This is a genomic window from Prevotella sp. E9-3, assembly GCF_022024015.1.
Classification (GTDB): Bacteria; Bacteroidota; Bacteroidia; order Bacteroidales; family Bacteroidaceae; genus Prevotella.
Map to the genome: position 1 here is coordinate 2033353 of NZ_CP091786.1, position 19262 is coordinate 2052614.

Below are 19262 nucleotides of genomic sequence, written 5' to 3' on the forward strand. Positions count from 1 at the left end.
GAAAAATGAAAAGGTCTTTTTTCGCCACGATACTGATATGCAGTATCCTCGTAGCATGTAACAACAAACAAACGACTAATAACGATATGGAACAGAAGTTAGAATTGACGCAGGAGTGGGATAAGGTGTTCCCGCTGAGCGAGAAAGTGAACCACCGCAAGGTGACGTTTGAAACACAATACGGACTGACACTTGCCGCCGACCTCTATATACCAAAAGAAATTAAGGAAGTTAAGAAGCTTCCTGCCATTGCCGTAAGCGGTCCTTTCGGAGCAGTGAAGGAACAGTGCAGCGGACTCTATGCCATGAAGATGGCAGAACGTGGTTTCGTGGCACTGGCTTTCGACCCTTCCTATACGGGTGAGAGCAGCGGTGAACCACGTCGCACAGCTTCGCCAGACATCAATACCGAGGACTTTATGGCTGCTGTCGATTTCCTGTCTAGGCAGGACAATGTTGATGCCGAGCGTATTGGTATCATCGGCATCTGCGGTTGGGGAGGCATCGCCCTGAATGCTGCCGCCGCCGACACGCGCATCAAGGCTACTGTGGCCTCAACGATGTATGACATGACCCGCGTCAGCGGTAACGACTACAATGATGCTTTCGACGATGAGCAGTGGCGCCACAGAAACCGTGAGAACCTTTCGAAGCAGCGCTTGGAGGACCCTAACGCGATGGCAGGCGGCGTACTGGACACCGTGCCCCCACAAGCACCCAACTTCGTGCATGACTACTATGACTATTACAAGACCTCACGCGGCTACCACAAGCGTTCAGGCAATTCAAACGACGGCTGGCGCGTCATCGGTACGCAGGCCTATGCCAACAGCCGTTTCCTGTACTACATCAATGAGATTCGCTCTGCCGTACTCGTGATGCACGGCGCCGACGCCCATTCACGCTACTTTGGCGAGGCAGCCTATCACTATATGGTAGAGGGCCGTGCCGAGGGCTATAAGTTTGTGGGTGAGCCGAACCCCAATCCTGAGAATAAGCAGCTGCTCATCATCCCCGATGCCACCCATTGCGACCTCTACGATGGCGGCTACGAGGAAAAGGAAGGCAAGGGCCAGCCCAAAAACATGATTCCCTGGGACACACTGGCTGAGTTTTTCCTCAAGAACTTAAAGTAATGGCAGTTGCAGAATGAAGCGGGCACCTGTGTTGTAGCTAGTGTCCAACCATATTTTACCCCCTATTCTTCGGGCCAGCGAACGGGCAACGGTAAGGCCGATGCCCGTTCCGTTGTAATACTGGTCGAGCTGAACAAACTCTTCGAATAGAAACAGTTTATTCCAGCACCACCACTTGTGCGGCTCGGGCCATGGCTTCGTAGGCACGCTCACTGGGGTGAAGATGGTCGCCACTGTCATAGCCATCGGCGAAAGCCTTGGGATGCTCATTACTGCGCACGGCGGCATCGAAATCTATACATCCATCGAAAATAGGCGATGTGCGCAGCCATTCATTGAACTGTTGTCGCATGGCTTCGCGCTGCTCGTTGTAGGTGCGCCAACCATAGATGGGCAGCAACGTTCCACTCCACACTTTCAGTCCCATAGCCTTGGCCGGACCTACATAGATATTCTCTACCCCACTCTCCATTTCCTCTACTGTAGGAAGGTCGCTCCATGGGCGGAAGGGGTTCACGTCTGTTCCTACAGGATGAATAATATCGTTGATGCCATGCTGGATGATTACATCGGTAGCTCCAGCCACTTTCATTTCTATAGGAAAGCGTGTGGCCCCTTTCAATCCGTAGGCCTGGTAGGTGATGCAGTCGTACTGTCGTAGTATGCGAGTACCACTCACTGCCCGCCGCACTATAGCCACGTTCGATCCGAAGGCCATCTGGGCCAGATAGTCGGGCCACGACTGTGCGGTGATTGAGTCGCCATAGCACACCACGGCTCTATTTTCTTCTGCAGTAAGCACATCGATGGTGTTCAGGAAATAGAACCAGTTGGTTCGCCGGCTCAGGTCGAGGGGCAGTTCGTCGGCCTCAGCATAGTCGCCATAGGCATAGAATCCCTTGGAGAGCGGGCCAGTGATAAGTGTGCCACTGTTCATCTGAGTGAAATCGGCCAAATAGAAACTGACGTTCACCACATCGCCCATGTTCACAGCATGGGCAATAGCGTCGCTTTCCGTCTCAGTGCCTGGCAGAATGCTCACACTCGTCTTGCCGCCAAAAGTGATTGGTGTATGATTCACGAACACCTTTGTCAAAGTAACGGGTTCGGTGCCTGTAAGATTAGAGAATCGGAACCGCAGCTTACTCCCGTCGAAAGGCATTCTGATGGGATAACGCAAAGTTAGGTTCTTGGCATAGGTGGCCTCCAGACGGTTGGTAATAGAGGTGGCATTTCCCCAACAGGCCACCCACTTGCTATGATCAGTCATAATGTTGCTCTGTAAATAAACTTTATTATTCGGGGTGCAAAGGTACACATTAATCACTTAACGCCCAAAATTTTTATGACAGAAAGGTTTGGCCATTCTTTGATAAATTTTGACTCTTACTTAATTAGATATGTGTTCAGGAGAAATTAATCCTGATCATATATAATCAAGAATCCCTGGCCTGCATAAGCAAGTCAGGGATTTACTATTAGTTTAGAATCGACAGGTCTTATGACACCTCAATGGCCTTGGTCACTTTCTCCTTCGTTTCGGTCTTCGGCATCGTGATGGTCAGGATGCCGTCCTCCACCTTGGCAGAAATCTTATCGCGGACCACATCATCAGGGAGTGTGTAGTTCTGCTCGTAGTTCGAATAACTGAACTCACGGCGCAGATAGTGACGGTGACTGTCCTCATGCTTGTGTTCCTGTTTGTTCTCAATGGCGATGGTGAGGTTGCCCTCGTCGTTGATGCCTATGCGGCAATATTCTTTCTTAATGCCTGGAGCTGCAAGTTCCATCGTGTAGGCCTTATCACTCTCCTTGACATTGACTGCGGGTGCTGTACTATTGGCACGAGGCATCCAATCATTGTTAAAGAAATCCTCAAATACTGTTGGCATCCAACTGTTCTGAAACATTACTGGTAACATAATTAATACCTCCTAATTATATTTTTAGTTTAACTTATTTGTTCTTGATCGCCTCGGCTTTCGCTCTGGCTTTCACCTACAAATAAGCAAAGTATATGCCCATTCGAAAAAACACGAGTGACCTTGTCAAGATGGCAAGGATTTTAAACTCGATTAAACGATGCTGACAATTCCTTAAACTCAATTAAACATGACTGACATTTCTTTGAACTCCCTTAAACATTAATCAGAAAGAATGTCAGTTCCTCAGGTCCAGAACTCTTTCTCTCCCGTCTGCAATAATCCTGAACACCACAATGTTCTGTTTCCAAGCCATATTCTTTCTGAAACGCGCTTTTGTTAGGGCAAAAATACATAATTCTGCCCGAATTTTCGTACATTTGCAGCAAAATAATATGATCTGAAGACGAATGGTACAACAAATTGAGATTATGCTGAATCCTAAGCGGCGCGGTTTCCACTTGGTTACAAGTGAGATTCTGAGTCAGTTACCTAAACTTCCAAAGACGGGTATCGTGAATATCTTCACGAAACATACTAGTTGCGGTCTGAGCATTAATGAGAATGCAGACCCTGATGTACGTGTGGACATGGAAACAATCTTCAATCGCCTGGTGCCAGAGAACCGCCCAGAATACGAGCATACCTTGGAGGGTGCCGACGATATGCCCGCACATGCAAAATCCACGTTAAGCGGTGTTAGCATCACAATCCCCATCACCGAAGGACACTTGAATCTCGGTACCTGGCAGGGCATCTACTTCTGCGAGTACCGCAACTACGGCGGTTCCAGAGAGATAGTAGTAACAATCATCGGAGAATGAAACATAAAGGAATCATCTGCGGCATATTAGCGGCTGTCTGTTATGGTACAAACCCGTTCGGAGCATTACCACTTTACGAGGAAGGCGTAAACACGGCTTCCGTTCTTTTTTATCGCTTCTTTATGGCAGTACTGATGCTGGCCACCATGATGATGGTTCAGCGTAAATCATTCAGTGTCACAAAGAGCGAACTGAAGGTTCTTGGATCTCTCGGAGCTCTTTTTGCCGCCTCCAGCATCACGTATTATCAGAGTTTCCACTTCATGGATGCCGGCATCGCGTCAACCCTTCTGTTCGTTTACCCTGTGATGGTGGCTGTCATCATGGCCTCGTTTTTTCGGGAGAAAGTTACACTTTCTACCGTTACTTCCATCATCCTTGCCTTAGTTGGTATTGGTCTGTTATACAAAGGAGATGCAGGTGTCTCACTTAGCACGATGGGAGTACTACTGGTGATGATTTCGTCACTGACCTATGCCGTCTATATCGTGATAGTTAACCAATCGAAGCTCCGCATGTCATCTTTGAAACTCACATTCTATGTATTGCTGATTTGTATGCTGTGTCTGCTGACCTATTCGTTCACCTCGCCCAACTTGCACCTGATGCTTCCGCCATCGCCACGTGCATGGTTCTTTGCCTGTTGGCTGGGATTGGTGCCAACGGTTCTTTCACTAGTATTAATGACTATTGCTGTTCATGAGGTTGGAGCTACACCTACGGCTATCATGGGAGCATTGGAACCATTAACAGCAGTAGCCATCGGTGTGACGGTATTTGACGAATCACTCACCTTTAGACTTACTGTTGGAATTGTACTAATCCTTTCTGCTGTAATACTGATAGTGATGGGTAAGAATTTTCATTTGCTTACCCTCAAACATGCAATGGTTTCTATCGTAAGAAAAACCTGGCGATGGAAGTCTTAAAATATATGTACCCCCTGGCACCTATAAAAATGGAAATGACACTCCGTGAACTCATAAACTCAGTTGATGCAGAGCAATATAGCGACTCCCCGCTATTCCTGCAGCTCACCCAGACCAAACCCGAATATGGCGCGAGCCGACATATTCAGGTGGCCGAGTCCGATGGTAACATCATCGTTACGGGCGTTCACGTCGGTTCTCTGGGCGACATCCTCACCTACAGTATTGATGTTGACCCGAACCTGAACGTCTCCAAGACACAACTGCTGGAAGCTATCCAAAGGTAGAACATTTATGATAGGCGGTAGAACATTTGGTAGAACAACCATCATTAGTTAGTTACTTGTAATTCCTGATAGCTCTATTAATACCCAGCCAGGCTGCGTGGTTCAACATTGTTTCTAACGTGACAGAACTATCGAAGAATTAGTTAGTTAGCAGTATCATAACCGCTATTTAACACAAAATCGACGAACCTTTCAAGTTCGTCGATTCTAATTATTGTACACCCGCAGGGGTTCGAACCCTGGACACCCTGATTAAGAGTCAGGTGCTCTACCAACTGAGCTACGGGTGCATCTTTTTGGTTTTGCGGGTGCAAAGGTAGACATTTATTCTGATTCTACCAAATATTAAACTTACTTTTTATCAAAAAACATCACTATTTTTATAAATCAGCCTACCAAGCGTCGATTCATAGTTATTTTCGATGACAACAATGTTTACGTAACTGGTTTGAGCTGGTGATAAGAAAATAAAAGTCCCTTAATATATAAAAGGTGGCGGTTCACCAAAGAATTGAGCTATCACTTTTTTATGAACAAATCAAAGGAAAATTTTGGCGCATTCAGATATTTTGATTACTTTTGCATTCGCAAACAAAAACAGGAGCGTAGCTCAGTTGGTTCAGAGCGCTTCAGTCACATTGAAGAGGTCATCGGTTCGAGCCCGATCGTTCCTACAAAAAGCAGAATTGGAATAATAAGAACTGTGAGGTGAAGGCCTATTCTTATTATTCCAATTTTCATTAAAAACGGGTACAGAAAGGGTTTAAACATGACACAACAGAAAGACAAGCTATGGAACAGTAACTACTGGAAGGTGATGACAGCCAATTTTTCCATGCACTTTGCCTTCTATGTACTTGCGCCACTATTGCCACTCTATTTGAGCGAAGGCTACGGTGCCACGAAAGATATGATTGGTCTGGTTCTTTCAGGTTATTCTATTACAGCCCTTTTGGTACGTCCGTTCAGTGGATATGTAGTAGATAGTTTTCCGCGAAAAACGGTATTGCTCATCAGTCTGTTTATTTATTTCATTTGTTTCGGAGGCTATTTATTGGCCAGTTCGCTATTGCTCTTTGCCATAGTAAGAACACTTCACGGAGCACCCTTTGGGGCATCGAGCGTGGCTAACAGTACAATGGCCATAGACGTGCTGCCATCTAGCAGGCGAACAGAGGGCATAGGCTACTACGGACTGAGCAACAACCTGGCAACGGCCATTGCACCTACCATCGGCATTTTCATCTACCGATATACACACAACTTCGATATATTGTTCTGGCTGGCCTTTGTTGTGGCAGGACTTGGCTTTGCCGTCAATACCACCCTTCAAACCACCAACCGACAACCCATGCCCGGCAAAAAAGCACTATCGATGGACCGATTCTTCCTGCTGAAAGGATGGATGATAGGACTGAACATAGCATTCTTCGGCGTGTGCTATGGGGTACTGAGCAACTATCTGGCCATCTACGGAAAGGAAACAATGGGTATCACCAGCGGAACAGGCACCTACTTCATGCTACTGGCCATAGGACTAATGTTGTCAAGAGTGATAGGCGGACGAAAGCTGAGACAGGGACGACTGACATACAATGCTGCCGAAGGCGTGCTGATTTCCACACTGGGATATACACTCTTTGTGGCCTGTCCGAATATGATCGGATACTACGGATCGGCCATGCTCATAGGACTGGGCAACGGACACATGTGGCCCGCTTTCCAGAACATGATCATAGCAATGGCCAAGAACAACGAGAGAGGAACAGCAAACTCGACCATACTTACGTGTTGGGATCTGGGAATGGGACTCGGCATATTCGTGGGAGGAATGATAGTAGAATATATTGGATATGCAGCCGTATTCTGGTGGGTGGCAGCCATGCAGGCACTGGGGGCAGCACTATTCTTCATTGCCACCAGACAGGTGTATCTAAAAGGGAAAAGGGAAAATTAATTTTGCTCTTTTCTATTTTATTTGTACTTTTGCACAGACAATCACTAACTGAAAGATACAAAACATGAATATTGTAGAAAGATTTCTGAACTATACAAAGTTCGATACGCAATCGGCCGAGGAAAGCGAGACCGTGCCCAGTACTGCCAAACAATTGGTGTTTGCAAAATACTTGAAAGAGGAACTGGAGAAAGAAGGACTGGAAGATGTGGAGATGGACGACAAAGGATATATCTATGCCACACTACCTGCCAACATCAAGGAGAATGTGCCTACTATCGGTTTCATCTCTCACTACGACACAAGTCCCGACTGCTCGGGTGCCAACATTAAGCCACGCATAGTTGAGAATTACGATGGGGCCGACATTCAGCTTTCTGAAGGAATAACCATGACCACAAAGAAATTTCCCGAACTGTTGCTGCACAAAGGCGAAGACCTGATAGTGACAGACGGTACCACCCTGTTGGGCGCCGACGACAAAGCAGGAATAGCAGAAATAGTCCAGGCAATGGTTTTCCTGAAAGAGCACAAGGAAATAAAACACGGAAAAATACGCATTGGCTTCAATCCTGACGAAGAGATTGGAATGGGAGCCCACCATTTCAATGTAGAGAAATTCGGTTGCCAGTGGGCATACACAATGGATGGTGGCGATATCGGAGAATTGGAATTTGAGAATTTCAATGCTGCATCGGCCAAGATAACCATCAAGGGAGTGAGTGTTCATCCGGGATATGCAAAAAACAAGATGGTGAACGCAAACCGACTGGCAGTGGAATTTGCCGCTATGCTGCCTGCCGACGAAACGCCCGAGACTACCGAAGGCTATCAGGGCTTTTACCACCTGATAGGAATGCAGACAAATACCGAACTGGGAAAACTGAGCTACATCATCCGTGATCACGACCGTGAGAAATTCGAACAACGCAAGCGGTTCATCAAACAGTGTGCTGAAGCAATGAACGAGAAATACGGCGATGGAACTGTGATAGCAGATGTGAGCGACCAGTACTACAACATGAAGGAGAAAATAGACCCACAGATGCATGTCATCGACCTGGTACTGCATGCCATGCAGGAGGTGGGGGTATCGCCAAAGGTGAAACCCATTCGCGGTGGTACAGATGGTGCCCAGCTGTCATTCAAGGGACTCCCCTGCCCCAACATCTTTGCCGGCGGACTGAACTTCCATGGCCCCTACGAGTTTGTTCCCATACAGTCGATGGAGAAAGCCATGAACGTCATAGTGAAGATATGCGAACTGACCGCCGGCTATAACGACTGACGCACCCTATTGATTACTTATACTGATTTACAATAATGGCTGAACTACCTGCCCTCATACAAGACCTGGCACTCATACTTATAGTTGCCAGCATAGTGACTATTATCTTCAAACGACTGAAACAGCCGTTGGTACTGGGCTATATCATGGCAGGCTTTCTGGTGTCACCCCACATGCCCTACACAGCATCGGTGGTAGATATGTCTAACATTCACCTTTGGGCAGATATCGGCGTGATGTTCCTCCTGTTTTCACTCGGACTCGATTTTTCGTTCAAGAAAATCCTGAAAATGGGAGCATCCCCCATCATATCGACCATGAGCATCATCTTCTCGATGTCGCTGCTCGGGGTGTTCGTCGGACATGCGTTCGGATGGTCAAAAATGGACTGCATCTTCTTGGGTGGTATGCTCGCCATGAGTTCGACAACCATTATCTATAAGGCATTTGACGATTTAGGGCTCCGACAGCAGCAGTTCACAGGACTGGTGATGTCGGTACTCATTTTGGAAGATATCCTCGCCATCGTGATGATGGTGATGCTAAGTGCTATAGCCAGCGGTAAGAATCCTGACGGCGGACAAATGCTGGGCTCTATAGCCAAGATTGGATTCTTCCTGGTGCTTTGGCTGGTGGTAGGCATCTTTGCCGTTCCACTTTTCCTGCGCAAAGTTAGAAAACTAATCAATTCTGAAGTGCTGCTCATCGTATCGCTGGGACTGTGTTGCGCCATGGCGGTATTCTCTACAAAGGTAGGATTCTCATCGGCCTTCGGTGCATTCATCATGGGTAGTATATTGGCTGAAACCGTTGAGGCAGAACGCATTGAGAAACTGGTGGAACCGGTAAAGAATCTGTTTGGTGCCATCTTCTTCGTATCAGTAGGTATGCTGGTCGATCCCATCATTCTTATCAACTATGCCCTGCCCATATTCGTGCTGGTGATGACCATCCTTATAGGACAAAGCACACTGGGCTCAATATCTTTTATGCTGGGAGGCGAGAGTTTAAAGAGTGCCATGCGTTGTGGTTTTTCAATGGCACAGATAGGTGAGTTCTCGTTCATCATTGCATCGCTGGGCCTTTCGTTGGGTGTAATTAGTGATTTCCTGTATCCTGTGGTAGTGGCAGTTTCCGTAATCACCACTTTTCTCACCCCGTACATGATTCGTTTTGCCACACCTGCCTACAATTCTTTAGAGCGAAAGCTTCCCCAAGGGGTCATCAAGACGCTGAATCATCTGTCGATGTTCCATCCCAACACCAAGGAACAGAACAAATGGAAGAGTCTGCTGACACAGATGGGCATCAACATTTTTGTATATAGTATTCTCTCATCGGCAGCTACTACACTGATTTTTATGTTCTTCCAGCCCCTGATGCAACAACTTTTGCCAACTTCGTGGTATGCGAATGCAATTACAGGTGTAGCTACAGTTTTGGTGATTTCGCCGTTCCTACGTGCAATGGTGGTAAAGAAAAACCGAAGCGAAGAATGGAAGACTCTGTGGAAGGAGAGCAACAAGAACCGATTGCCCCTACTCTTTACCGTACTGGTGCGCTTTGTCATAGCAATGGCATATGTGTTCTACGTATGCAACCACTTGTTCAATTTTGCCCCGGCCATTATGGCTTCGGTAGGCTTTGTGGCTGTGATGCTGATGGTATTCTCACGTCGAATCAAGCGGAATAGTATTCTATTGGAGCGGCTGTTCATCAACAACCTGCGCTCGCGCGATATCGAGGCTCAGGTGCATGGAAAGAAACGCCCACTATACGAAGGACGCCTTTTGGATCGTGATATTCATATCACAGACATTGAGATTCCCGGAAACTCACGCTGGATGGGACAAACACTACGCCAGCTCAATCTGGGCAAGAAATACGGGGTTCATGTAAGTAGTATTCTACGTGGAGGATTTAGACTGAATATTCCAGATGGAGACTATGTCATCTTCCCATTCGACCGATTGCAGGTGATTGGTAGTGACGAGCAACTGGCTAAACTCAGTTCAGCCATCGAATCGGAAGTGCTTGGCGAGGATTTGGAACTGGAAAAGCGAGAAATGAAACTCCACCAACTTATCATCGGCAGTGACAGTCCTTTTATCGGAAAGACACTTCAGGAGAGCGATATCCGACGCCGCTTCAGCATCATGGTCGTAGGGCTGGAAGAAGGAAAGGAGAACCTTTCTCCCTTCCATCCCAATCGCCGATTCCAAGAGGGAGATATCATCTGGGTGGTTGGCGAACAGGAATCTATCGATGCCCTGCTCGCGATATAGAAGCTACGCACCCAAATTAGAAACGATGTTATCGGTTTAGAAACGACCGCCTCCGAAACCGCCTCCACCAAAGCCTCCGCGTCCGCCACGGAAACCTCCGTTACGATTTCCACGTACGCCACGCTCTCCTTCTGGACCACCCTCCGGACCACGACGCATAGCTTGACGCATCTCCTTTGTTCCAAAAAGATTCAGGCGATAGGTGGCACGAAGCATGACATAGCTGTTGATAGAATTGTACCAGTTGTCGGTACGGCTCATCGCACTGATAGAGCGTGAGAAATTAGACTGATTACCCAGAATGTCATAGAACTCTAATCGGACAGACAGTGGCTTTCCTTTTAGGAAACTTTGAGAGATCTGTGCATTCCAGATAAGTTCATTGGTATTGGCAGAAGCGTCACTATAACCACGTCGGCTCGACATATTGAGCGAAGTAGTGAACTGCATGCCCCAGGGTGCCTGTAAGGTGGTATTGAAACCATAGTTGAAAGCCCAAGTAGAGAGATTGGAATTGGGCTGCAAGGCGTTATACACATAATTATAACGCACACCACCATTGATCTCGAACTCCATCCAGTCGTTGCGGTAGCTTCCACCAAGACGCTCACCAATAGTAGTCTGCTTGGTGGTCATCTTACTGATATTACCATCACGAAGTAAGTCGATATAGCCAACATTATTGCTATAGTTCACATCGGTAGAAGTGTTTACATTGAAATAGCCTGTTGTGTCAATAGCTGTATTGAAAGTAAAGTTTCCACCTACATTCCAATTACCATTGATATTTTCTGGATGAGACTCACGTCCACCTGTCACTGGATCGTATTTCACCATATTGGCCACAGAATTAGAAGTGGTCGAGAAATTCAGATTGGCAAAGACAAAACGCTGATGACGCTCATAATAATTATTGAATCGCCAGTTGAAACGCTGGGTGAACGAAGGTTTCAAACCAGGATTACCCGATGTGATATTCAAAGGGTCGCTATTATCGGTAATCGGTAAAAGATCTGTCATTGAAGGCTGACTGGTTGAACCACGATACTCGAAACGCATCTGTCCGCGGTCAGAAATTTTCCAACGGAAATTGGCTGTTGGACTCCAGTTCACTACATCGCGATCAGTCTTTATATCATTGCCCATATAACGGTATGAGAACTGAGTGTGCTGAGGAATAATCTGTACACCGACATTGAAGTTATAGGCCTTACGGATGACACGCAGCATCACCTCACCAGTATGGATATAATTCTTGTATTGAGAGAATCTACTTAAAGAGTCGTCAATGAATTCAGTATAATTATGACCGTCTAACGCGCCAAAAATACCATCCCACTCTCTGTAATCGGGATATAATCCTGACATATCATAACGTTGTGCAGGATTGTTCATGCTCCAGAAATCGTAGGTAGAACGATCGCTTTCTGTGAAGCGATACTGAAAATTATAGCTAAACTGCAAGAAAGTGGCAGGGAGAATAGGCTCGCTGTAAGTGATACGTGCATTATAGTCATAATTCTTGGTCGGAGTTACATTATATCGGTTGCGCTGATATGTTGAATCACCTGTTGCCAACTGATAAAGATCTACTAAACTGCGCGAGAAAGATTCTGATGCGCCCTCATTATAGTTTCCACCCATCCGAAGGGTTATATTTCGACCGCCACCACCAAGCTTACGGTTCAGTTGGAGTGTTCCGCCCAAACGCTTGGAGTCACTATATGAAAGACTTCCGTTCTGTCGCTGGTTGACCACCAAAGCAGAATCAACACCCAACAGCTGACTGGCCATATAAGCGATATTGTCGGTAGATGACACATAATTGTAAGGATCGTCGCTGAACGTACCCGATGCACTACTTGAAGTACCATCGTTGGTATTGAAACTCCATGATGGACGAAAACTAATGTTCCAAAGCGTGTCGGGCATCCACTCTACTCGCATCTGAGCATTCCACGAATTGGAACGCGAGTAGTTCTGGTTCACTGACTCGGAGAATGAACCAGTACGCGACACGAAATTTTCCGTAGAACGACGGCTCCACGCATCACCATCGCCATGATTCCAGCGCACAGAACCATCCCATTTCAGTTTGTTCTTCTCTTCATAGTTGAAGTTCAATGCACCCATCTTCGAGGCCTGCAAGCCATTACGGCCACCGCCGCCAAAACGGCCACCGCCGCCTCCGCCACCAAAGCCCATATCATTGACATTGTTGGCACTGGCAAAGCCCATGACACGCCAATTGTCTTTCATCATAGCAGCCATTGCACGTGAGCTATAACGCTCGTTGGTACCGATGCCTGCATCAATATTTGCAAACATGCCGCGATTCATGCCACGCTTCAGTCCGAAGTCAAGCACGGTCTGGTCGTTTCCATCGTCAATACCAGTCACACGGCTAAGGTCACTCTTTTCATCATAGGTCTTGATACGGTCAACGATAGAAGTAGGCAAGTTTTTGATAGCCGTCTTCGTATCGCCAGTCATGAATTCCTTACCATCTACAAGAATCTTCTGAACAGTCTTACCATTTATCTTAATAGAGCCATCGTCACCCACCTCAGCGCCAGGCAGTTTTTTCACCAGTTCTTCAACAACAGAACCTTCAGGTGTCTTGTAAGCTGTAGCATTATATATTAAGGTGTCTTCCTTTGAATATACCTTAGCCACATTTTTTACCACTTCAACCTCCTTCAGCATTTTCGTATCAGGAGCAATAGTAAGTGTGCCTACATTCACAGGCTTACCTTCTACGTTCACTGCGTGGTACAGGTCTTTATATCCAATATAAGTGATTTTAAGTATGAAACGACCATTACTGGGGGCTGTTAAAGAAAACAGTCCTTCCATATTGGTTAATGCATTGGCCACCAATGAACTGTCAGCCTTCAACAAAGCAACGGTACCCTGAATCACAGACTCTTTCTGTTCGCTATCAATCACTTTACCCGTAATAGTGCGCTGGGCTTGCGCCGAGAAGATGGTTACCAAAGCAACCGTAAGAAGTAAAAAACGCTTCATACCTATTTTAAATGTTATATCTTTGTTTGGTTTCTGCTCATTATGACGCCAAAACGCAGGAAAAGTTTAACTCAAAGCAATAAAAAAAGAGAAATAATGTCATTTTTTTGTATCTTTGCACAATCAAGGAATATTATCACAAATAGCGCAATCAAGCAAACAAATATGAAAACTGAACAGCCGTTTTGTTTACAGGTAGCAATTGTAGGCGGTGGAGCCGCAGGCTTTTTTACCGCTATCCGATTAAAAGAAATCATGGGCAGCCATGTTCGGGTAACTATATTGGAAAGTGGTGAACGTGTGCTGAGGAAAGTTGAAATATCTGGTGGTGGAAGATGCAACTGTACCAATTCATTTGCACTTGTTACCGACTTGCAGCAAGTTTACCCTCGTGGCCACAGACTCATGAAACGACTGATGAAAGGATTCTCACAGAAGGATGCCTACGAGTGGTTTGAACAGCATGGAGTGAAATTAACCACCCAGGAGGATGAGTGTGTTTTTCCACAAACTCAGGACTCGCACACCATTATTAATATGTTCCTACACGAAGCCCAACGATTGGGAATAGAGATAAAAACAAAACAGAAAATAACATCCTTAGACACACTGAAGGACTTCGACTGTATAGTAATTGCAATTGGAGGTAATCCTCGCGAAGAAAGTATCAAATGGCTTCAGCACGAGATAGTTACACCAATTCCATCACTTTTTACTTTCACTATTAATGACCTACAACTCCATGAACTAATGGGTACAGTAGCTGAGCATGCAACAGCAATGCTACCTGGCACAAAAATGCGCAGCGAAGGTCCTTTGCTTGTCACACACTGGGGAATGAGTGGTCCATGTATTTTGCGTTTATCCAACTATGCAGCTCGCCTGCTTGCAGAGCACAACTATCAAATGTCATTAAGCATTAATTGGACAAGTCATACAGAAGCCGAGATGCATAACGAACTACTCGACATCACTATACGCAACACTCAAAAAATGGTGATGACCATAAAGCCATTCGATATTACCCAAAGGCTATGGAGCTATCTGGTGCAAAAAAGCTTAGGCAACGAGCGCTGTAACTGCCGATGGGGAGAATTGTCAAAAAAAGAATTAAACCGACTAACGAACAATCTCATCAACGACACCTACCAAATAGCGGGCCGTGCCCCATTCAAGGATGAGTTTGTTACTTGTGGTGGCATTTCACTTTCGGCCATTGACGCATCTACCCTTGAAAGCAAGAGCATACCAGGGCTTTATTTCACAGGAGAGATTCTAGACATTGATGGGGTAACAGGAGGTTTCAATTTCCAAGCAGCCTGGACTACAGCCAATACCGTAGCAGAGGCTATCAGCAGAAAAATTCAATAAAAATCGCTCATTTTTCAGAAAATCTTTTCGTTGGATGATTTTTTTATTATACCTTTGCAGGAAACTTGTTGACTAAGAAACATAAACTATAAAATATTCAATACATTATGTCACAAATCAAAGGACAGATTTCTCAGATCATTGGTCCTGTTATCGATGTTTATTTCGATACCAAAGGAATGGATGCTGAGAAAGTGTTGCCGAAAATTCACGAAGCACTCCGCATAGACCGCGGACAAGGTAAAGAACTTATTGTCGAAGTGCAGCAACACATCGGAGAGGATACCGTTCGTTGCGTTGCTATGGACAACACCGACGGACTTCAGCGCGGTCTTGAGGCCGAACCTCTTGGCTCGCCTATTGTGATGCCTGCTGGAGATCAGATTAAGGGACGCATGCTAAATGTAATAGGACAGCCTATTGACGGTATGAAACAACTTAATATGGAAGGTGCCTACCCTATTCACCGTGAAGCTCCTCAATTTGAAGAACTCTCTACCAAGAAAGAAATTCTTTCCACAGGTATCAAAGTGATTGACCTTCTTGAACCCTATATGAAAGGTGGTAAGATCGGTCTGTTCGGTGGAGCAGGTGTAGGAAAGACGGTGCTCATCATGGAGTTGATCAACAACATTGCCAAAGGGCACAATGGTTTCTCTGTATTTGCAGGTGTTGGCGAACGCACTCGTGAAGGCAACGACTTGATTCGAGAAATGATTGAGAGCGGTGTTATTCGCTATGGCGAAAAATTCCGTAAGGCTATGGATGAAGGCAAATGGGACCTTTCACTTGTTGACCCCGAAGAGCTGAAGAAGAGTCAGGCCACATTGGTATATGGACAGATGAATGAACCACCCGGTGCACGTGCATCAGTAGCTCTTTCGGGTCTGACTGTTGCTGAAGGATTCCGCGATGCAGGCGGCAAGGATGGAGGAGCTGCCGATATTTTGTTCTTTATCGACAACATCTTCCGTTTCACACAGGCTGGTTCTGAAGTATCTGCACTACTCGGCCGTATGCCTTCAGCTGTAGGTTATCAGCCTACTTTGGCATCGGAGATGGGTGCTATGCAGGAACGAATCACCTCTACAAAGAAAGGTTCAATTACTTCTGTACAAGCCGTATATGTACCTGCTGATGACTTGACTGACCCTGCTCCTGCCACAACCTTCACGCACTTGGACGCAACAACGGTATTGGATCGTAAGATTGCCGAGTTGGGTATCTACCCTGCCGTTGACCCTCTGGGTTCAACATCACGAATTCTCGACCCTCTAATTGTAGGTAAAGACCACTATGAGTGTGCTCAGCGCGTGAAAGAGATTCTGCAGCGCTACAAGGAGTTACAGGACATTATTGCCATTTTGGGTATGGACGAACTCTCAGATGAAGACAAGCTGACAGTGAACCGCGCACGCCGTGTACAGCGATTCCTTTCACAACCATTCTCTGTGGCCGAACAGTTCACAGGTCTGCCTGGCGTAATGGTTCCCATCGAAGATACGATCAAAGGTTTCAATGCCATTCTTGATGGTGAAGTTGACGATCTTCCTGAACAGGCATTCCTCAATGTAGGAACGATTGAAGATGCAAAAGCCAAGGCTAAGAAACTGCTGGAGGCTGCTAAGGGTTAATTGACAATTAAGAATTGATAATTGACAATTATGTTAAAACTGAAGATTGTTTCTCCAGAAAAGATTGAGTTCGAAGGCGAGATTGAGAGTGTACTTGTACCAGGTAGTCTCGGTCAGTTTGAGATTCTCATCAACCACGCACCTATTATATCATCGCTTGAGAAAGGCAAGGTAGTTTATACTTTACCTGGAGGCGAGAAAAAACTTCTTGATATCTGTGGCGGTTTTGTTGAGGTACAGAAAAATGTAGTAAGTCTCTGTGTAGAATTAAAAGATTAACATGAATCAAAGTGAATTAAAAAGCAAGGCAGGCTTTTATGTTTCGCAAGTGATTATCCTTTCGATGCTGATATGGTTTGCCTTTAAGATTTGGGGTGGAGAGTCTGTACAGACACCATCCACTATCGGCTGTTTTTTCACGATGTCATATTATTCTATTGATGGATGGTTATGGTATTGGGTGGCTTCTCGCCATCAAGACTTCATGTCATCATTCTATACAGGTACCGCAGGATGTCGTTTTCTGCTGGCGTTAATCATTTGTGCTATCTATTATATGATTGTCGGTAGCTCAGCAATGCTGACATTCCTGATGGTATTTTTTACTTACTATCTGGTGCTTATGATACACCATAGTATCATCTTTGTGAGAATATCCAATCGTTTATAACGAGTAAAAAGTCAACGTATTAGATGAAAGAATTAAAGTCAATATGTCTCTTGCTGATGATGGCAATGATACCTCTGACCATGTCGGCTGGTGAGGAGCAAGAAGAGGAGACTCTGAACATTTCGGAGATTGTACTTGAGCACCTCTCAGACTCCTACGAGTGGCACATTGCTACCTATGAAGGAAAACATATCGGTTTCCCCTTGCCCATCATCATTAGGAGTTCACAGACTGGTGAGTGGCATTTCTGTACGGAGCATACTCTACCCGAGGGATTCTTTTTCAATTCTGAAGCCCACGGCAAGATCTACGAACAGATGCCTGACGGCAATATCGAGCGTCCTCTGGATTTGAGCATTACCCGTAATGTTTTTCAAATTTGGATAGTGGTAGCCGTACTATTGGTTGTATTCCTCAGTTGTGCTCGCTGGTATAAGAAGCGCGACAAGACAAGCGATGCACCTGGCGGTTTTGTAGGTGCTATAGAGATGCTAGTAATGATGATCAACGATGATGTCATCAAAGAATCCATCGGCGAGAAACATTATAAGCCCTATGCTCCTTATCTGCTTACGGTGTTCTTCTTTATCCTTGTTACAAACCTCTTAGGGCTGCTTCCTATTTTCCCTGGTGGTTCTAATGTAACGGGTAATATCAATATCACATTCTTCTTGGCCTTCTGTACATTCTTGGCTATCAATCTGTTTGGTAACAAAGAGTATTGGAAAGATATCTTCTGGCCCAATGTGCCCATTTTCCTGAAGGCTATTCCTCTGATGCCTGTCATCGAACTTTTTGGCGTATTCACCAAGCCTTTTGCATTGATGATTCGTCTCTTTGCCAACATGATGGCAGGCCATGCAATGATTTTAAGTTTTAGCTGTGTGATCTTCTTAGGATGGACATTGGGTGTAGGCATGGGTATTGGCTTGAACCTGTTCAGCATTTTGATGCTGTTGTTCATGAATGCTCTTGAGTTGCTTGTAGCTTTTGTCCAGGCCTACGTGTTCACCATGTTGAGCGCCGTGTTCATTGGTTTGGCTCATCAGGAACATCATGAAGAATAAAACTCATGTGAGATAAGTCAATTAACAAATTGAAAATACATTTATAATATTAATAACCTAAAAAAAAAAGAATTATGATTACATCTATGTTATTAGCCGCTGAAGGCCTGGCACAACTGGGTTGCGGTTTGGGAGCTGGTATTGCAGTTATTGGTGCAGGTCTTGGTATTGGTAAGATTGGTGGTAGCGCCGTTGACGCTATTGCTCGCCAGCCGGAAGCTTCTGGTAAGATTTTCTCTCAGATGATTCTTACTTCTGCTTTCGTAGAGGGTTGTGCCCTTTTCGCTATCGCAGCTTGCGCATTCCTTATTAAATAATAAAGAGATTTAGCAAATGGATTTCACTCAATTACCATCAATTCTCACACCTGATCTGGGACTTCTATTCTGGATGTTGCTGGCGTTCTTGGTGGTCTTTGGTGTTCTTGCTAAGTTTGGTTTCCCTGCCATCACAAAGATGGTTGAGGAACGTAAGCAGTACATAGACGAGAGTCTTCGCAAGGCACATGAAGCCTCCGAACGGCTTGAGAACATCAAGCAGGAAGGCGAGGCCATCCTTCAACAAGCACGCGAGCAACAGGCTCAGATACTGAAAGAGGCTGCAGAGACTCGCGAGAGCATTGTTGAGACTGCACAGCAGAAAGCACGCGAGGAAGGTGCTCGACTGATCAGCGAGGCTAAGGCCGAGATTGAGCAGGAAAAGCATGCTGCTATTGCCGATATCCGGAAGCAGGTAGCTGAACTGAGCGTTGACATTGCTGAGAAGATTCTCAAACAGAACCTCAAGGACAGTAAGGACCAAATGCGTCTCATCGACAAGATGCTGGATGAGGTTTCTTCTATAAAATAATAATTGGCATTATAGA

General features: G+C 45.7%; 18 protein-coding genes and 2 tRNA genes. 15 read left to right on the top strand and 5 right to left on the bottom strand.

Translation table 11 applies throughout. The annotated features are described in order from the left end of the window. The first annotated feature begins 5 nt into the window (after window positions 1-5). Window positions 6-1136: an alpha/beta hydrolase gene (locus tag L6475_RS07520; RefSeq protein WP_370641580.1), complete on the top strand. Its 1131-nt coding sequence runs from the start codon at window positions 6-8 to the stop codon at window positions 1134-1136. Here the strand turns inward: L6475_RS07520 and L6475_RS07525 are convergent. The 3 genes from L6475_RS07525 to L6475_RS07535 form a co-directional block, all read right to left on the bottom strand. Next, window positions 1128-1376, bottom strand: a complete 249-nt coding sequence (locus tag L6475_RS07525; protein ID WP_237818687.1) for a HAMP domain-containing sensor histidine kinase — start codon at window positions 1374-1376, stop codon at window positions 1128-1130. The two genes, L6475_RS07520 and L6475_RS07525, sit on opposite strands and share 9 nt — an antisense overlap. After that, complete coding sequence (locus tag L6475_RS07530) at window positions 1294-2406, bottom strand: SGNH/GDSL hydrolase family protein (protein WP_237818689.1); 1113 nt, start codon at window positions 2404-2406, stop codon at window positions 1294-1296. The genes L6475_RS07525 and L6475_RS07530 overlap by 83 nt, the downstream gene beginning before the upstream one ends. Before the next feature lie 229 nt (window positions 2407-2635). Beyond that, on the bottom strand, window positions 2636-3046 hold the full coding sequence (locus tag L6475_RS07535; protein ID WP_237818691.1) for an Hsp20/alpha crystallin family protein: 411 nt from the start codon (window positions 3044-3046) through the stop codon (window positions 2636-2638). Between the two features lie 422 nt (window positions 3047-3468). Here L6475_RS07535 and L6475_RS07540 point away from each other — a divergent pair, with 422 nt between their 5' ends. From L6475_RS07540 to L6475_RS07550, 3 genes are read left to right on the top strand one after another with little or no spacing between them, the layout of a single operon-like run. Beyond that, the gene (locus L6475_RS07540) at window positions 3469-3882 is read left to right on the top strand and encodes a secondary thiamine-phosphate synthase enzyme YjbQ (protein ID WP_237818694.1); all 414 of its coding nucleotides are present in this window, start codon (window positions 3469-3471) and stop codon (window positions 3880-3882) included. Beyond that, the gene (locus L6475_RS07545; RefSeq protein ID WP_237818696.1) at window positions 3879-4811 is read left to right on the top strand and encodes a DMT family transporter; all 933 of its coding nucleotides are present in this window, start codon (window positions 3879-3881) and stop codon (window positions 4809-4811) included. The genes L6475_RS07540 and L6475_RS07545 overlap by 4 nt, the downstream gene beginning before the upstream one ends. A 29-nt stretch (window positions 4812-4840) precedes the next feature. Further along, window positions 4841-5098 (top strand): hypothetical protein, encoded by a 258-nt coding sequence (locus L6475_RS07550; RefSeq protein WP_237818698.1) that lies wholly within the window; start codon window positions 4841-4843, stop codon window positions 5096-5098. Between the two features lie 217 nt (window positions 5099-5315). On the opposite strand, the gene L6475_RS07555 is transcribed toward L6475_RS07550, so the two are convergent. Beyond that, a tRNA-Lys gene (locus L6475_RS07555) sits at window positions 5316-5388 on the bottom strand. Between the two features lie 309 nt (window positions 5389-5697). Between L6475_RS07555 and L6475_RS07560 the strand changes: the two genes are divergently transcribed. The 4 genes from L6475_RS07560 (at window position 5698) to L6475_RS07575 (ending at window position 10628) form a co-directional block, all read left to right on the top strand. Continuing rightward, window positions 5698-5772 (top strand) — tRNA-Val (locus L6475_RS07560). Between the two features lie 95 nt (window positions 5773-5867). After that, entirely contained in the window at window positions 5868-7055 is a 1188-nt protein-coding gene (locus tag L6475_RS07565; protein WP_237818700.1) for an MFS transporter, read from the top strand. Between the two features lie 64 nt (window positions 7056-7119). Further along, window positions 7120-8343 (top strand): peptidase T, encoded by a 1224-nt coding sequence (gene pepT / locus L6475_RS07570; protein ID WP_237818702.1) that lies wholly within the window; start codon window positions 7120-7122, stop codon window positions 8341-8343. Window positions 8344-8378: 35 nt separating this feature from the next. Beyond that, window positions 8379-10628, top strand: coding sequence for a cation:proton antiporter (locus L6475_RS07575; protein WP_237818704.1), 2250 nt, complete (start codon window positions 8379-8381; stop codon window positions 10626-10628). Window positions 10629-10664: 36 nt separating this feature from the next. On the opposite strand, the gene L6475_RS07580 is transcribed toward L6475_RS07575, so the two are convergent. Beyond that, the gene (locus L6475_RS07580; RefSeq protein WP_237818705.1) at window positions 10665-13655 is read right to left on the bottom strand and encodes an outer membrane beta-barrel protein; all 2991 of its coding nucleotides are present in this window, start codon (window positions 13653-13655) and stop codon (window positions 10665-10667) included. Between the two features lie 165 nt (window positions 13656-13820). Between L6475_RS07580 and L6475_RS07585 the strand changes: the two genes are divergently transcribed. The 7 genes from L6475_RS07585 (at window position 13821) to atpF (ending at window position 19246) form a co-directional block, all read left to right on the top strand. After that, complete coding sequence (locus L6475_RS07585; RefSeq protein WP_237818707.1) at window positions 13821-15026, top strand: aminoacetone oxidase family FAD-binding enzyme; 1206 nt, start codon at window positions 13821-13823, stop codon at window positions 15024-15026. 107 nt (window positions 15027-15133) lie between these two features. Further along, the gene (gene atpD / locus L6475_RS07590; RefSeq protein ID WP_237818709.1) at window positions 15134-16660 is read left to right on the top strand and encodes a F0F1 ATP synthase subunit beta; all 1527 of its coding nucleotides are present in this window, start codon (window positions 15134-15136) and stop codon (window positions 16658-16660) included. 30 nt (window positions 16661-16690) lie between these two features. Beyond that, a complete protein-coding gene (atpC, locus tag L6475_RS07595; RefSeq protein ID WP_237818711.1) occupies window positions 16691-16939 on the top strand; it encodes an ATP synthase F1 subunit epsilon in 249 nt (82 codons plus the stop codon). Between the two features lies 1 nt (window position 16940). Further along, on the top strand, window positions 16941-17330 hold the full coding sequence (locus L6475_RS07600) for a hypothetical protein (RefSeq protein WP_237818713.1): 390 nt from the start codon (window positions 16941-16943) through the stop codon (window positions 17328-17330). A gap of 23 nt (window positions 17331-17353) precedes the next feature. Next, the gene (atpB, locus tag L6475_RS07605) at window positions 17354-18397 is read left to right on the top strand and encodes a F0F1 ATP synthase subunit A (protein ID WP_237818715.1); all 1044 of its coding nucleotides are present in this window, start codon (window positions 17354-17356) and stop codon (window positions 18395-18397) included. A gap of 74 nt (window positions 18398-18471) precedes the next feature. Beyond that, window positions 18472-18714, top strand: a complete 243-nt coding sequence (gene atpE, locus L6475_RS07610; RefSeq protein ID WP_237818717.1) for an ATP synthase F0 subunit C — start codon at window positions 18472-18474, stop codon at window positions 18712-18714. Window positions 18715-18730: 16 nt separating this feature from the next. Continuing rightward, entirely contained in the window at window positions 18731-19246 is a 516-nt protein-coding gene (gene atpF, locus L6475_RS07615) for a F0F1 ATP synthase subunit B (RefSeq protein WP_237818719.1), read from the top strand. Window positions 19247-19262 lie beyond the last annotated feature (16 nt).

Excerpts from the sequence above, each read along its gene's own strand:
- L6475_RS07600 (WP_237818713.1), top strand. The coding sequence starts at position 16,941 with ATGAATCAAAGTGAATTAAAAAGCAAGGCAGGCTTTTATGTTTCGCAA.
- L6475_RS07565 (WP_237818700.1), top strand. The coding sequence starts at position 5,868 with ATGACACAACAGAAAGACAAGCTATGGAACAGTAACTACTGGAAGGTG.
- L6475_RS07540 (WP_237818694.1), top strand. The coding sequence starts at position 3,469 with ATGGTACAACAAATTGAGATTATGCTGAATCCTAAGCGGCGCGGTTTC.
- atpC (WP_237818711.1), top strand. The coding sequence starts at position 16,691 with ATGTTAAAACTGAAGATTGTTTCTCCAGAAAAGATTGAGTTCGAAGGC.
- L6475_RS07535 (WP_237818691.1), bottom strand. The coding sequence starts at position 3,046 with ATGTTTCAGAACAGTTGGATGCCAACAGTATTTGAGGATTTCTTTAAC.
- L6475_RS07545 (WP_237818696.1), top strand. The coding sequence starts at position 3,879 with ATGAAACATAAAGGAATCATCTGCGGCATATTAGCGGCTGTCTGTTAT.
- atpF (WP_237818719.1), top strand. The coding sequence starts at position 18,731 with ATGGATTTCACTCAATTACCATCAATTCTCACACCTGATCTGGGACTT.
- atpB (WP_237818715.1), top strand. The coding sequence starts at position 17,354 with ATGAAAGAATTAAAGTCAATATGTCTCTTGCTGATGATGGCAATGATA.
- L6475_RS07585 (WP_237818707.1), top strand. The coding sequence starts at position 13,821 with ATGAAAACTGAACAGCCGTTTTGTTTACAGGTAGCAATTGTAGGCGGT.
- atpD (WP_237818709.1), top strand. The coding sequence starts at position 15,134 with ATGTCACAAATCAAAGGACAGATTTCTCAGATCATTGGTCCTGTTATC.
- L6475_RS07580 (WP_237818705.1), bottom strand. The coding sequence starts at position 13,655 with ATGAAGCGTTTTTTACTTCTTACGGTTGCTTTGGTAACCATCTTCTCG.
- L6475_RS07575 (WP_237818704.1), top strand. The coding sequence starts at position 8,379 with ATGGCTGAACTACCTGCCCTCATACAAGACCTGGCACTCATACTTATA.
- L6475_RS07525 (WP_237818687.1), bottom strand. The coding sequence starts at position 1,376 with ATGACAGTGGCGACCATCTTCACCCCAGTGAGCGTGCCTACGAAGCCA.
- atpE (WP_237818717.1), top strand. The coding sequence starts at position 18,472 with ATGATTACATCTATGTTATTAGCCGCTGAAGGCCTGGCACAACTGGGT.
- L6475_RS07520 (WP_370641580.1), top strand. The coding sequence starts at position 6 with ATGAAAAGGTCTTTTTTCGCCACGATACTGATATGCAGTATCCTCGTA.
- L6475_RS07530 (WP_237818689.1), bottom strand. The coding sequence starts at position 2,406 with ATGACTGATCATAGCAAGTGGGTGGCCTGTTGGGGAAATGCCACCTCT.
- L6475_RS07550 (WP_237818698.1), top strand. The coding sequence starts at position 4,841 with ATGGAAATGACACTCCGTGAACTCATAAACTCAGTTGATGCAGAGCAA.
- pepT (WP_237818702.1), top strand. The coding sequence starts at position 7,120 with ATGAATATTGTAGAAAGATTTCTGAACTATACAAAGTTCGATACGCAA.